Below are 13,908 nucleotides of genomic sequence, written 5' to 3' on the forward strand. Positions count from 1 at the left end.
AGGTTCAGCCACGGCCAACGAATGGCATGTTGCTGGCCATCACGGTCATGTTCAGCACGTTGGCGTCCAGCGGCAGCGCAGCGATGTAGCGCACCGCGTCGGCCACATGGCGCACGTTTAGCATTGGCTCGGCGGCGATCTCGCCATTGGCCTGGCGCACACCCCGGGTCATGCGCTCGGACAGCTCGGTCAGGGCGTTGCCGATGTCTACCTGGCTGCAGACGATGTTGTAAGGCCGGCCGTCCAGCGCCAGTGCCTTGGTCAGGCCCAGCACCGCATGCTTACTGGCGGTGTAGGGCGCGGTGAACGGGCGCGGGGTATGCGCCGATATCGAGCCGTTGTTGATGATCCGCCCGCCTTGCGGCTGCTGGCGGCGCATCAGGCCGAAGGCCGCGCGGGCACAGAGGAACACCCCATCGACGTTGGTAGCGATGACGTTGCGCCAGTTTTCCAGCGGCAGCTCGTCGACCGGTACGGCCGGGGCATTGATGCCGGCATTGTTGAAGATCACGTCGAGGCGCCCATGTACCTCCTCGACGGTGGCAAACAGCTGCGCGACGCTCTGTTCATCTCGCACGTCAGTGGCTACCGCCATGGCTTCACCGCCCGCAGCCTGCGCCTGTTCGACGACCGCTTGCAGCGGTTCGAGACGGCGCCCGGCGAGGACCAGGCTGAAGCCATCCTCCAGCAGGGCGAGGGCGACGGCGCGGCCGATGCCGCTGCCGGCGCCGGTGACCAGAGCGATTTTCCTGTTCTGCTTCATTTCGTCACTCCAGGGGAATCAGGCAGCGTTGGCGGCTTGCCCGGCAGGGCGGGGGCCGACGTGCAAGTGCAGTTCGCCGATACCGTCGATGCCGGCGTGGAGGGTGTCGCCTGGGTTCAGCGCCGCCACCCCGGGCGGGCTGCCGGTCATGATCAGGTCGCCCGGGCGGAGCGGCAGCTGGCGGGACAGCCGGCTGATGACTTCGGCCAACGTCCAGGTCTGCTGGCTGAGGTGGGCACGCTGGCGCTCCTGGCCATTGACCTGCAGCCACAGCGTCGCATTCAGCGGCCAGGCGCACTCGCTGGCGGGGACGATGGCAGTCATGGGGGCCGAGGCCTCGAACACTTTGGCCGCCTCCCAGGGGAGGCCCTCGGCCTTGGCCTTGCGCTGGTGATCGCGCCGGGTCATGTCCAGGCCGGCGGCAAAGCCGAACACGTGTTCCAAGGCATGCTCCGGGGCGATGTCGGCACCGCCCTTGGCGATGGCTGCGACCAGCTCGATTTCGTGGCAGAACTCGTCGGTCTGCGGCGGGAAGGGCAGCTCGCCCGCTGCCTCGACCACATTGCTCGCTGGTTTCATGAAGAACACCGGCTCCTGTGGCGCCGGCCCGTAGGTTTCCGGCCATGGGTAGTTGCGGCCCAGGCAGAACACCCGGCCGACCGGAAAGCGCACATCGCTGCCGCGGATCGGCAGGCTGACGATGGCCGGGGGGGTGAACAGGTAAGTCATGGGTCAATCCTCCTTGCTGGGGTGGCCAGCGTATGTCACGGGCTGGCCGGTAAAGTTGGACGAAAGCGGGGTTGGGTTGGACTATCCAGGCAACCTGTACCGGTCCTATCGCCGGCAAGCCTGCGCCCACAGGTCCAGGCAACTGCGCAGGCCTTGTGGGAGCTGGCTTGCCAGCGATGAGGCCAGCACAGGCCGTGGGAATCTCAAGCTGCAGTCTTGAGCTCGATGCGGTACAGCTTCCCCAGCAGCAGCGAATACGAAAGCGTCCCCATCAACGCCACCGCGCCAATGAACCAGAACGCCATGGCGAATGAACCGCTGGCCTGCACGATCGCGCCAATCACGATGGGCGTAACGATGCCGCCAATGTTCGCGGCCAGGCTGGTAATCCCGCCGGTCAGGCCGATCAGCTCCTTGGGCGCCACTTCCGACACCGCCGCCCATGACGACGAAGCGATACCCTGGGCAAAGAACGCCAGGGTCAGGACGGCGATGCACAGCACGTTGGAGTCGGTGAAGTTCACCAGCACGATCGACATGCCCAGCATCGAGCCCACCACCAGCGGCAGCTTGCGGGCGAACGACAGCGAGTACCCCTTGCGGATCAGCAGGTCGGAGACGATGCCCGCCAGCAGGATGCCCACCGTAGCGCCAATGAACGGCATGACCGCGAAAATGCCGACCTTGATCAAGGTCAGCTGGCGCTCTTCGATCAGGTAGGTCGGGAACCAGGTCAGGAAGAAATAGAGTGCCGAGGTGCTGGCGAACTTGCCCAGGCAGATCGCCCACACCTGGCGGTAGCGGAACAGCTCGGCGACCTGGCGCCAGTCGAAACGGGTGCGTTGCTGGCTGCTTTTGACCAAGCCGCCGCCGTTCTCTATGTAGGCCAGTTCTTCCTTGCTGACCTTCTTGCAGTTCAACGGGTCGCGGTACAGGAACAGCCACACCACGCCGAACACGATGCCGACCAGGCCCGTGCTGTAGAACACATGGCGCCAGTCGTAGGTGGTCGCCAGCCACAGCAGGGCGCCAGTGAACAGCGCCGTGCCCAGGTACTGGCCGCATACGTAGATGCTGCTGGCCATGCCGCGCTCGCGGGCGGGGAACCACACGGTGACGGCGCGGCTGTTGGCCGGGAAGGCCGGGGCCTCCATGGCACCGACCGCCAGGCGCAGGCCGAACAGCGAGGCAAAGCCACTGGCCAGGCCCTGGGCCACGGTCACTGCCGACCAGCTGATCAGCGACACGCCGTAGGTCAGGCGCGAGCCGAAGCGGTCGGCGATGAAGCCTGCCGGCACCAAGGCCAGGGCGTAGGTCCAGGCGAAGGCGGAGAAGATCAGGCCCATCTCCACCTTGTCCAGGCCAAGGTCCTTGGCCATGAACGGCGCGGCGATGGAAATGTTCACCCGGTCGACGTAGTTGATGATGGTCGCCACCAGCAGCAGCGACAGCATGAACCAGCGGCGGCGGGTGGGCAGGCGCTGGGCAGGGGCCGCGTCCAGCGCGTACGACGACGCGGCGCGGGGGGTAGGCGTGCTCGACATGAGTCGACCTCGTTTGTTGTTGTTGGTAGAGGTTGGGCTGCAGTCCCTCTACTAAGGTGGTCGTACAACGTCTTGAATGCAACGGCAGTTTTAGATCGTTTTTTTCACGGGAGGCGAGGGAAGACTGCACTGTCCAAAAAATCGAGAGGTAGGGTTTTGACCGGTTTTTCTGCTGGGCGTCGCATTTCTAGCGGGCTGTGGACGTTCAGGGTTGCGCAGGTTTTTGCAGACAGGTTTAATTTGATGAGTTTGGACATCGTACAACTTGTGTTGCCTGCTCCCGCCTCTTCGCGGGCTTGCCCGCTCCCACAGGTGCAGCGCAGCCCTCAAGCCCTGTGATGATGCTGTGGGAGCGGGCGTGCCCGCGAAGCGGCCGGAACAGGCAGCGCCCTTCTGGAACCTGGAGTAAGCCCAATGCCCCCAAAGCGCGAGGTCCCGACCTACGTCATGCAGCAGCGCAGCGAGCTGATGGACTTCTACATCCGCGACCAGCGCGGCCGCCCCGCCGAGACAGCGCCACATCGCCACGAGTACTTCCAGATCCAGGTCAACCTGGGCGGCGACACGGTGCAACACATCGGTAGCGTGCAGCGCCCCTTCAGGCGCAACACCCTGGCTTTCATCCTCCCGCACCGGGTGCATGTGATCCCGCACCCGGCCAACAGTGACTTCGTGGTGATCAACTTCTCCCAGACCTTCCTGCTGCCGCACTTGGCCTGTGACCCGATGGACCTGGAAGAGGTGTCGATCCTGCAGGCGCCAGAGCTGTCCCCCTTCCGCTTTCAGGAGCACCTCGACTTTTGCCTGGGCGAGGCCGACTTTGCCGAGTTACGCCAAGTCCTCGAGCGCATGCGTGTACTGGATGCCAACCGCCGCTTCGGCACCCGCGAAATCCTCAAGGGCCTGTTGCTGCAACTGATCGGCCAGGTCTGTGGCCTGTATGCCGAGCCGCTGCGCGAACTGGCCGAGAGCAATGCCGCACAGCTCAGCCGCCGCGCTGCGCTGGGCCGCATGAGCGAATACCTGCGCAGGCATATCGACGACCCCGACCTCAACCTGCAGAAGGTCGCCGCCGCCACCTACCTGTCGCCTACCTACTTGACCCACTGGCTGCGCAAGGAAATCGGCAAGACCTTCAGTGAGCTGGTGCTGGAGCGGCGCATGCACGCCGCACGCAACTACCTGCTCAACGGCAGCCGCCCGGTGGGCGAGGTGGCACGGCTGTGCGGCTTTGCCGACGAAGCCTACTTTTCCCGACGTTTCCGCCAGATCCACGGCCTGCCACCCGGGCAGTTCCGTCGCCAGCAGCGCGACCCGGATACGCCGCAGGTGGCGATGCGGTAAGCTTGCCGGCATGAACCTCGACACCCGCATCAAGTACCGCCACCTGCTGTGCTTTCTGGAGATTGCCCGGCAGGGCAGCCTGGCCAGGGCTGCCAACGTGCTCGCCATCAGTCAGCCGGCGATCTCCAAGACCCTCAAGGAGCTCGAAGACCTGCTGGAAACGCGGCTGTTCGCACGCAGCCGCCAAGGGGTCGAGCTGACGCCGGCCGGTACGCGCTTCATGCGCTATGCCGGGCCCAGCGTGCAAGCCCTGCGCGATGGCGTCAGCAGCCTGCGCGGCGAGGCACGGGCGCCGTCGCAGGTCCGCATCGGCGTGCTGTCCACGGTCGAGGGCCTGCTCATGCCCGAAGTGCTGTGCCGCCTGCATCAGCGTCATGAGGCGCTGGTGATCAGGGTGGTGACCGGGGTCAGCGCACAACTGCTTGGCCAACTGCACCTGGGGGAACTGGAGCTGGTGGTCGGGCGCATGACCGACAGCCCGCAAATCCAGGGTTTGTCGTTCGAGCACCTGTACAGCGAGTCGATGAGCCTGGTGGTACGCCCAGGTCACCCACTGCTGGCCCGCACCCCCGTGGAGCGCGGCCAGGTAGGGCGTTACCCCTTGGTCTTGCCGCCTGCGGGTACCACCATCCGCCAGCATGCCGACAGCCTGTTCGTGCAATGCGGCATCCAGATGCCGGCGCAGCGCCTGGAAACGCTGTCCCTGGCGTTGAGCCGGCGCTACCTGTTGAGCAGTGACGGCGTGTGGGTGGCGCCGCGCGATGCCGTGCTGCTCGACCTGCGCCGTGGCGAGCTGGTCGAACTTGACCTGGGGGTGCGTGAACCCGGTGGCTCGGTGGGCATCTGTCGCAATGCGGCCCTGCCGCAAAGCCTGCCGGGGCAGTGGGTGTGTGAAGTGCTGCGCGAAGTGGCCGGGCAGTACCGCGAGGGCGTTTACCCCTGAGCCGGCGCTGTCAGCAGGGCGCTCAGCGCCTTGAGGTGGAACCGGCAGCCGCAAGGCCTTCCTGCCGTGCGCGAGGCTGTGGAACTATTCCCTCTTTGTTGGCTCTTATGCCGGTAGCCATGGGTTGGGGACGCCTGATAAGCTCGCGGCTTCTACCCTGATTGCCCTTATGGCGCATGAACAAGGAAATGACATGAAACAGCATCGTTTGGCGGCTGCGGTTGCCCTGGTTGGCCTGGTACTGGCTGGCTGTGATCAACAGGCCAGCAGCCCCGAGCTGAAGACCCCGGCGCAGAAAGCCTCCTACGGAATTGGCCTGAACATGGGCAAGAGCCTGGCTCAGGAAGGCATGGAAGACCTTGATTCCAAAGCAGTCGCCCTCGGTATCGAAGACGCCGTTGGCAAGAAAGAACAGCGTATCAAGGACGAAGAGCTGGTAGAGGCCTTCACCTCGCTGCAGAAACGTGCCGAAGAGCGCCTGGCCAAGGCCAGCGAAGAAGCCGCCTCTGCTGGCAAGAAGTTCCTTGAGGAAAACGCCAAGAAGCCGGGTGTCGTAACCACCGCTTCGGGCCTGCAGTACGAAGTGATCAAGAAGGCCGACGGCCCGCAGCCCAAGCCGACCGACGTGGTGACTGTTCACTACGAAGGCAAGCTGATCGATGGCAAGGTCTTCGACAGCTCCGTCGAGCGCGGCAGCCCCATCGACCTGCCGGTGAGCGGCGTCATCCCAGGTTGGGTCGAAGGCCTGCAACTGATGCACGTTGGCGAGAAGTACAAGCTGTTCATCCCGGCTGAACTGGCCTACGGTGCACAAAGCCCAAGCCCGCTGATCCCGGCCAACTCGGTACTGGTGTTCGATCTTGAACTGATCGCCATCAAGGACCCGGCCCAGCTGCAAGGCGCTGAGCCGGACGCTGAAGCCCCCGCTGAAGCGCCTGCCGAAGCCCCTGCCAAGTAATACTGGCTGTTTGCCGAAAACGCCCCGTCTTTACGGGGCGTTTTCGTTTCAGCTGCTTGGACGAACCTGCCACTGCTGATACTGTCCGAGGAAATGCAGCGTGAAGAAGTAGGACGCTTCTGACGCAAGTCGCTCGCGGCGCTGGTAGCAACAGCCTGTAACGACTGTGTAAAAAACGCCCGATCTGACCGGGGCCCTTGCCTGGCAGGCACCCAGGGTCAGAAACTGTGGCCTGTTCACAAGGTTATCCACAATAAATGTGGATAACCTTTTCCCTCTCGGAGGTTCCATGAGCGCACCCTGGAATTTCGCCCGTTTCCTGCCCTTGGCCGAGCGCCTGCTTAGCCGCGGCCGGTTGCCGGCCTTGCTGTTCGCCGTGGCGCGCAAAGGCCCACGCCTTGGCCAGTTGCGTGACGACGTGAAATTGCTGCAGTCGCTGTGCCTGGCATGGTGGCGCGGCGAATACCGCGCCATCAGCCCCAAGGCGCTGGTGACCATCGTCGCTGGCCTGCTGTATTTCGTCAGCCCCATCGACGCAATCCCCGACTGGTTGCTGGGCGTCGGGTTCCTCGACGACATCGCAGTGCTGGGCTGGGTACTGAAAACCGTGGCCGACGAACTGGCCCGCTTCAGGGCCTGGCGCGACAGCCAGGCACCCGAGCGGCTACGCGTGGTCGAGCGGCTGCCCGCGACACCGGAAGCACTGCGCCTGGAGCGCAATACCCGGTAAAACCGAACTTTTGGGTAGCTGGCCTGGCTTGGAGTCTGTCGGCTACAATGACACCTACAGACATTAGAGACTCGTCCATGGACAAGCTAAGCCTGCACGCCAAAAAAGCGTGGTTCGCCAAGCATCGCACTGCGAATTTCGAAAACAGCCTGCGCCTTGAAGGCTTTATCGTGCCGCCAGACGACGGGAAAGCGAAGTTGCCTGCCCGTGCTGCTGCACGCGAAGCCGTGCGGCAACTCAAGGCTTGAGTGTCGACAAGTATGGGGTCTATCAAGACCCTGATTGCTACCCTGACACGGACGTCCTGAAGAACCTTCTCAATCTGCGCAATGCAGAGGATCTGACGGAAGCTGAGCGTTACCTCACCCAGGTAGCGGCATCGCAGCTGGAGTTCGAAGAGCCTCCATACGATCTAGGTACATTAAAACGAATTCACCGCTGTCTGTTTTCCAGTATCTACAGTTGGGCTGGAGAAACTCGATCCGTAAAGATCAGCAAGGGCCATAGCCACTTCTGTGTACCGGACCGTATCGAGCCAGAGGTAGCGAAAGAGTTTTCCAGAATGGCGCGGGCGGGCTGGTTTGAAGGCTACTCTCGTGATTCGCTCGTGGTTTCCGTTGCTCAATCGTATGGAACATTGAATGTCGCTCATCCCTTCCGTGAAGGTAATGGTCGGGCTCAGCGTGTTCTGTTTGAATGGCTAGTCGTGAACGCTGGTTTCGAGATTACCTGGGGACGGGTTGGCCAGGAGCAGTGGGTAGCGGCGAATATCGAGTCTTTTCAAGGCAATGACCAGGCTTTGGAGCTCGTCTTCAATCAATGTATCGGCGCTCCGATCAGGGAAGCCAACGATCCATCTTGATACTTGTTCTCTGATTCTGTGGGTGCTTCAGCGATTGCAAACTGGCGGTGACATTCATTGGGGGCCGACCTCGTCTGACGATGTCCGCTCTCGAGCACGCCTGCTGGAAATCTCTTACAATGAGATATAACAGAAGGGGAGCAGCCCGATTGCCGTTCGCTATTGGCTGTCATCCGGTTGGATGAGAGGGCAGGGTTGCCGCGCTGTATTGCAACGCCTATGCCGGCTCCCCCAGATAGGCCGTATGGATTGCATGCTGTAATCCTTGTTGAAGGGGTTTGTAATGGGTATTCAGGTCATCAGCCGCGACGGTCAGCCCGAGTACGCCGTGGTTCCCTGGGAGCAGTACCAGGCGCTGCTGCAGGCTGCAGGGCAGGCACCTGCCGAGGCCGGTGCCAGCGAGCCGGCTCCCGCCGCAGCCGTTGCAGCGCTGCCGGCGTTCAGTGAAGTTGCACAGATCCGCCAGGCCAAGGGCATCGCGCCTGAGCAACTGGCGCGCAATGTTGGGGTCAGCCCGGCCTACCTGGCCATGATCGAATCAGGCGAACGCCACCCGGATGCCGCCATCCGCCGTGCTCTGGCCTGGCACCTGGGGGTCGCAGGCTGGAGCGAGCCATCATGAGCCAGGTCAGGATCAGCCGTCAGCATTGGGACAACCTGCTGGGCGAGCTTGACCTGGCCCGCCGTCAACGTCACTTGCTGACTTACAGAGCGCTGATCGAGCGCTTGCAATTGCCCAGCCCGGCCATGCAGACACTCACCGCTGCGCTGGAATACCTGGCGGTGCTGGACGCGCGTGCCGAGCAACCGCTACGCAGTTCGTTGGTCATCAGCCAGGGCGCCAGCCGCTTGCCGCGTACCGGCTTTTTCGAATGCGTAGAGCGCCTGGGGCGCTTTTCCGGCCCGATCGACGGTATGGAGGCCGCGTCGTGGCATGCTTCCGAAGTGGTGCGGGTGTTCGAATACAGCTACCCCGAAAGCGCCTGATCGCCAGCTGCACCGGGTTTTATCCAGGCAGGCATGAAATGAAAGGGCCGGGCATTTGCATGCCCGGCCCTTGTTGTGTCGCGACAGCCAGCGGCCTTACTTCTTGGCCACTTTGCTGCTGGCGCTGAGGTAGTCGATCAGGATGCGACCGGTTTCTGCCAGGTAGGCGTCGTCTTCCGGCTTGGTGTTTTCATCCTCGGCCGGCAGCGCGTCTTCGTCCTCTTTCTTCAGCTCTTTGAGTGGCTCTTCACCCTTGGCCTTGCGGCGGGTGTTTTCCAGCGCCAGTTGTTTCGCCTCGATCTCGTCGTGGCGGGCACGGCGGTCCTGCTCGTTGAGGCTGACGGTTTTCTCGTTCATCAGCTTCTGGGTCAGGGCCAGGCGGTCGCGGATGTAGGTGAACTCGGCATCCTTGTCGCTACGTGCCTCATGCTGGGCCTTGAGCTGCGCCAGGAACGGTTTAAACGGGTCGGCAGCGGGCTTGACCACCGGGCGAATGGTGTCCCAAGGCATGGCCTCGGGCAGGGCGCTTTCGCCGATTTCCTTGGTGTCGATGATCGATGGGTAGTCGATGTCCGGCAGTACGCCCTGATGCTGGGTGCTCTGCCCGGATACCCGGTAGAACTTCGCCAGTGTCAGCTTCAGCTCGCCATGGTTGAGCGGCTGGATGGTCTGCACGGTGCCCTTGCCGAAGGTCTGGCCGCCAATGATCAACGCGCGGTGGTAGTCCTGCATGGCACCGGCGAAAATCTCCGAGGCCGAAGCCGAGAGGCGGTTGACCAGCAGCGCCAGCGGCCCTTTGTAGAAGGCACCGGGGTTTTCGTCTTCCAGCACGTCGACCCGGCCATCGCTGTTGCGCACCAGCACCGTCGGGCCTTTCTCGATGAACAGGCTGGTCAGTTCGGTGGCTTCCTGCAACGAGCCGCCGCCGTTGTTGCGCAGGTCGATGACCACGCCGTCGACTTTCTCTTTCTGCAGCTCGGTGAGCAGTTTCTTCACGTCACGCGTGGTGCTCTTGTACTCCGGGTCGCCGGCGCGATAGGCCTTGAAGTCCAGGTAGAAGGCCGGGATCTCGATGATGCCCAGCTTGTAGTCACGCCCGTCCTGCTTGAGCTTGAGCACAGACTTCTTCGCCGCCTGCTCTTCCAGCTTCACCGCCTCGCGGGTGATCGACACGATCTTGCTGGTCTGGTCGCTCGGCGCGTTGCTGGCCGGGATGACTTCCAGGCGCACCACCGAGCCTTTCGGGCCGCGGATCAGCTTGACCACTTCATCCAGGCGCCAGCCGACCACGTCGACCATTTCCTTGTTGCCCTGGGCGACACCGATGATCTTGTCTGCCGGTGCCACCTGCTTGGTCTTGGCTGCCGGGCCGGCCGGCACCAGGCGCACGATCTTGACCTGGTCGTTGTCGCTTTGCAGCACTGCGCCGATACCTTCCAGCGACAGGCTCATGTTGATGTCGAAGTTTTCCGCGTTGTCTGGCGACAGGTAGTTGGTATGCGGGTCGTAGGACTGGGCGAAGGTGTTGATGTAGGCCTGGAAGATATCCTCGGCACGGGTCTGGTCCAGGCGCGCCAGCTGGTTCTTGTAGCGCTTGGTCAGGGTTTCCTGGATCTGCTTGGGCTCTTTGCCGGCGATCTTCTGGCGCAGCACTTCGTCTTTCACGCGTTTGCGCCACAGGTCGTCAAGCGCAGCCTGGTCCTTCAGCCATGGCGCGTCCTTGCGGTCGATCAGCAAGGTTTCCTTGGTGGTGAAGTCCATTTTGTCCACGCCCTTGTTCAGCTCGGCCAGGGCGAAGTCCAGGCGTTGCTTGACGCGGTCGAGGTAGCGCTTGTAGATGGTGAAGCCCGGGTCGAGGTTGCCGCTTTTGAGGAAATCGTCGAATTGCGTTTTCCACTTGTCGAATTCGGCGATATCGGCCGCGGTGAAGTAGCTGCGCGCCGGATCCAGCAGCTTGATGTAGCTGTCATAGATGATGACCGAACGGGCGTCATCCAGTGGCGGCTTGCTGTAATGGTGGCGCTTGAGCAACTCCACCACATTGAGGCTGGCGACAATCTCGTCGCGGTCGGGTTGCAGGCTGTCCCATTTGTTGGCGGCCGCTGCATTGCCGCCGAGCGCGAGGCTGCCCAGGCCGATCATCATGGCCAGGGCGGTGCTTGGGAGGAAATGCTTCATGCTGATTCGACGTGGGGGCAATTGATCACGCATAGTAGGCCGTCTTTTCCGTTCGCCGGTTCCAAAAGAGCCGGGCGCATACTGCAAAAAGCCTGGGCACAACGATCCCAGGCTCGGTCATATGATTCAACTATGGAGGCACTGTGAAGGCATTGCAAGGCGTTGACGGACATGTGACCTGGGTCGAGGCCGAACGCCCGACCTGTGACGCGGGCCAAGTGCGCATCCGCGTGGCTGCGGCGGGGTTGAACCGCGCCGATTTGCTGCAGATGAAAGGTTTGTACCCACCGCCGCCAGGTGCCAGCCCGTACATGGGGCTGGAGTGCTCCGGGGTGGTCGAAGAAGTGGGCGCTGGCGCAGCCTGGCGCGTGGGTGATCGGGTCTGCGCGCTGCTGGCCAGCGGTGCCATGGCCGAGGAAGTGGTGGTCGACGCCCGCCACGTACTGCCGGTGCCCGAAGGCCTTGGCCTGCATGAAGCCGCTGCACTGCCGGAGGTGTACGCCACTGCCTGGCTGAACATCTTCCAGCTTGGTGCGCTGAAGGCGGGCGAGAAGGTCCTGGTGCACGCCGGTGCCAGCGGCGTCGGCTCGGCAGCCATTCAGCTGTGCAAGGCCTTTGGCAGCCCGGTCTGGGTCAGCGTCGGCTCGGCGGACCGCCTGGCCTATTGCCAGGCCTTGGGCGCAGCAGGTGGCGTGGTGCGTAACCAGAACCTCGACGCGCTGGAAGGTCTGGGCCCGTTCGACGTGATTCTCGACCCGGTGGGGGCCAGCTATGGTGAACTCAACCTCAAACTGCTGGCCCGTGACGGGCGCTGGGTGATCATCGGCCTGATGGGCGGCCGCACGTTCGAGCTGGACCTGGCTCAGGTACTGGGCAAGCGCCTGGGGATCACCGGTTCTACCCTGCGCAACCGTGATGACAGCTTCAAGGCCGAGCTGCTGCGCGAGTTGCAGCAGCAGGTGTGGCCGCTGTTCAGCGAAGGGCGCCTGTCGCCGCAACTGGTCGATACCTACCCTGTGGAGTTCGCCCAGGCGGCGTATGCCGAGCTGGAGACCAACCAGGTGTCGGGCAAGTTGGTGATGGTGATCGACCCGAGCCTGGCTTGAGGTTGCCGGGGCTGCTGAGCAGCCCATCGCGACACAAGGCCGCTCCTACAGGAGGTTGCATTTGCCTGTAGGCGCGGCCTTGTGTCGCGAAGCGCCCCCATGTCCCTCAAGTCCAACTCAAGACAGGCCAGCCATTCTTCTCGGCGTGCTCGCGCAACACCCCATCCGGGTTCACCGCATACGGGTGATCCACCTTCAACAACAACGGCAGGTCATTCCTCGAATCGGAATAGAAGCTCGCCCCCTCCAGGTTCTCCTGCTCCTGGTCCAGCCATTCCAACAGCCGGGTAATCTTGCCCTCGCGGTAGGTCAGTACCCCATGGGTGTTGCCGGTATACACCCCGTTCACCGCCTCCAGCTCGATCGCCAGGTATTCGTCCACGCCCAGGCGCGCCGCAATCGGCCCCACCAGGTGCGTGCCCGAAGCGGAAATGATCAGAATGCGATCGCCGCGCTTGCGGTGCTCGGCAATGCAGCGGCAGGCGTCGCCGTAGATGATCGGTTCGATCACCTCTTCAACCCACGGCTCCACCAAATGCTCGACTTCCTCCAGGGTGCGCCCGGCTATCGGCTCCAGGCTGAAGGCCATGTAGTCCTCCATCTGCAGGTGGCCTTTGCCGTACGCTTCCATCAGCTCATGGTCGCGGCGCAGGAATTCCTTGCCATCGACCCAGCCCAACCGGGCCATCTGTTCACTCCACAGCGACGCGCAGTCGCCGTGGATCAGGGTTTCGTCCAGATCGAAAATTGCCAATGCCATCGTGTTGCATCTCCTTAGGCCACTTCGCGTAGCGCCGTGGGGTCGATCGACAGGCTCACCCGTTGCCCGTCTGCATGCAGGTCGGCCGGTGAGCGGTTGAGTACGTCGACCACCAGTTCCACGCCACGCACTTGAACGCGGTAGCGGATCACGTTGCCCAGCAGGCTATGGCTGCGTACCTCGGCGTCGCGCTCACCCGCCAGGCCCAAGGTGATGGATTCCGGGCGGATCGCCAGGCGGCAGGCTATCGGGCGTTGCAGCAGGCGGCTGGCGCTGTCGGCGTCAAGCAGGTTGTAGTTGCCGATAAAGCCTGCGGCAAACAGGTCCACCGGCGCAGTGTAAAGGGTTTCGGCATCGCCGCTTTGCACAATGCGCCCCTGGTTCATCAGGAAGATACGGTCAGACATGGTCAGCGCCTCTTCCTGGTCGTGGGTGACGAAGATGGTCGTCAGCCCCAGTTCGCGCTGGATCGCGCGAATTTGCTCGCGCAGGTGCTTGCGGATACGTGCATCCAGTGCCGACAGCGGCTCGTCGAGCAGCAACAGGCGTGGCCGGGTGACCAGCGAGCGGGCCAAGGCCACGCGCTGGCACTGGCCGCCCGACAGCTGGTGCGGGTAGCGCCCGGCAAAGGTGCCCAGCTCGACCAGGTCCAGTGCCTCGCGCACGCGCCGCTGGCATTCCTCGGCCTTGACCTTCTGCATGCGCAGGCCAAAGGCAACGTTCTGCTCCACGGTCATGTTGGGGAACAGCGCGTAGCTCTGGAACACCATGCCGATGCCGCGTTGCTGCGGGCTCAGCGGCACGATGTCGTGGCCGTCCAGCAGGATCTGCCCGCGGTCCACCGGGGTGAGCCCGGCGATGCAACGCAGCAGCGTGGACTTGCCGCACCCGGAGGGGCCGAGCAGGGTGACGAATTCGCCGCGCTCGATGTGGCAGTCGATGTTCTCGAAAACCGGGTTGCCGGCATAGCGCTTGTGTAATTGCTGTACGCTGACGAAGCTCAT

At 63.2% G+C, this 13,908-nt stretch carries 15 protein-coding genes; 9 read left to right on the forward strand and 6 right to left on the reverse strand.

What is annotated here, in order from left to right; all coding sequences use genetic code 11:
- Positions 1-4: 4 nt before the first annotated feature.
- From L1P09_RS05810 to L1P09_RS05820, 3 genes are all read right to left on the reverse strand, one after another.
- Complete coding sequence (locus L1P09_RS05810; protein WP_029885869.1) at positions 5-763, reverse strand: SDR family oxidoreductase; 759 nt, start codon at positions 761-763, stop codon at positions 5-7.
- An 18-nt stretch (positions 764-781) separates the two neighbouring features.
- Positions 782-1,492: a fumarylacetoacetate hydrolase family protein gene (locus tag L1P09_RS05815; protein WP_154211813.1), complete on the reverse strand. Its 711-nt coding sequence runs from the start codon at positions 1,490-1,492 to the stop codon at positions 782-784.
- A gap of 203 nt (positions 1,493-1,695) precedes the next feature.
- On the reverse strand, positions 1,696-3,036 hold the full coding sequence (locus L1P09_RS05820; protein WP_009686232.1) for an MFS transporter: 1,341 nt from the start codon (positions 3,034-3,036) through the stop codon (positions 1,696-1,698).
- 414 nt (positions 3,037-3,450) lie between these two features.
- On the opposite strand from L1P09_RS05820, the gene L1P09_RS05825 reads away from it, so the two are divergent.
- The 8 genes from L1P09_RS05825 to L1P09_RS05860 all read left to right on the forward strand — a co-directional run bounded on the left by L1P09_RS05825 (position 3,451) and on the right by L1P09_RS05860 (position 8,860).
- Complete coding sequence (locus L1P09_RS05825; RefSeq protein ID WP_029885872.1) at positions 3,451-4,380, forward strand: helix-turn-helix transcriptional regulator; 930 nt, start codon at positions 3,451-3,453, stop codon at positions 4,378-4,380.
- Positions 4,381-4,390: 10 nt separating this feature from the next.
- Positions 4,391-5,323: a pca operon transcription factor PcaQ gene (gene pcaQ, locus L1P09_RS05830; protein WP_009686234.1), complete on the forward strand. Its 933-nt coding sequence runs from the start codon at positions 4,391-4,393 to the stop codon at positions 5,321-5,323.
- A 193-nt stretch (positions 5,324-5,516) separates the two neighbouring features.
- Entirely contained in the window at positions 5,517-6,281 is a 765-nt protein-coding gene (locus L1P09_RS05835; RefSeq protein WP_009686235.1) for an FKBP-type peptidyl-prolyl cis-trans isomerase, read from the forward strand.
- 289 nt (positions 6,282-6,570) lie between these two features.
- Positions 6,571-7,011: a YkvA family protein gene (locus L1P09_RS05840; RefSeq protein ID WP_029885873.1), complete on the forward strand. Its 441-nt coding sequence runs from the start codon at positions 6,571-6,573 to the stop codon at positions 7,009-7,011.
- Between the two features lie 77 nt (positions 7,012-7,088).
- Entirely contained in the window at positions 7,089-7,259 is a 171-nt protein-coding gene (locus L1P09_RS05845; protein ID WP_009686237.1) for a YhfG family protein, read from the forward strand.
- Complete coding sequence (locus L1P09_RS05850; protein WP_029885874.1) at positions 7,256-7,873, forward strand: Fic/DOC family protein; 618 nt, start codon at positions 7,256-7,258, stop codon at positions 7,871-7,873. The genes L1P09_RS05845 and L1P09_RS05850 overlap by 4 nt, the downstream gene beginning before the upstream one ends.
- A gap of 283 nt (positions 7,874-8,156) precedes the next feature.
- The gene (locus tag L1P09_RS05855) at positions 8,157-8,495 is read left to right on the forward strand and encodes a helix-turn-helix domain-containing protein (RefSeq protein ID WP_029885875.1); all 339 of its coding nucleotides are present in this window, start codon (positions 8,157-8,159) and stop codon (positions 8,493-8,495) included.
- Entirely contained in the window at positions 8,492-8,860 is a 369-nt protein-coding gene (locus L1P09_RS05860) for a hypothetical protein (RefSeq protein WP_009686241.1), read from the forward strand. Before L1P09_RS05855 ends, L1P09_RS05860 begins: the two co-directional genes overlap by 4 nt.
- Positions 8,861-8,956: 96 nt before the next feature.
- On the opposite strand, the gene L1P09_RS05865 is transcribed toward L1P09_RS05860, so the two are convergent.
- Positions 8,957-11,038 carry a carboxy terminal-processing peptidase gene (locus L1P09_RS05865; protein WP_165944151.1) on the reverse strand — a complete coding sequence of 694 codons (2,082 nt, stop codon included), beginning with the start codon at positions 11,036-11,038 and terminating at the stop codon, positions 8,957-8,959.
- A 143-nt stretch (positions 11,039-11,181) separates the two neighbouring features.
- On the opposite strand from L1P09_RS05865, the gene L1P09_RS05870 reads away from it, so the two are divergent.
- The gene (locus L1P09_RS05870) at positions 11,182-12,144 is read left to right on the forward strand and encodes an NAD(P)H-quinone oxidoreductase (RefSeq protein ID WP_009686243.1); all 963 of its coding nucleotides are present in this window, start codon (positions 11,182-11,184) and stop codon (positions 12,142-12,144) included.
- A 106-nt stretch (positions 12,145-12,250) separates the two neighbouring features.
- Here the strand turns inward: L1P09_RS05870 and L1P09_RS05875 are convergent, their stop codons facing one another.
- Together L1P09_RS05875 and L1P09_RS05880 are read right to left on the reverse strand one after the other, a co-directional pair.
- Positions 12,251-12,904: an HAD family hydrolase gene (locus tag L1P09_RS05875; protein ID WP_029885876.1), complete on the reverse strand. Its 654-nt coding sequence runs from the start codon at positions 12,902-12,904 to the stop codon at positions 12,251-12,253.
- Between the two features lie 14 nt (positions 12,905-12,918).
- A complete protein-coding gene (locus tag L1P09_RS05880; protein WP_009686245.1) occupies positions 12,919-13,908 on the reverse strand; it encodes an ABC transporter ATP-binding protein in 990 nt (329 codons plus the stop codon).

This window comes from Pseudomonas juntendi, assembly GCF_021560075.1.
Classification (GTDB): Bacteria; Pseudomonadota; Gammaproteobacteria; order Pseudomonadales; family Pseudomonadaceae; genus Aquipseudomonas; species Aquipseudomonas juntendi.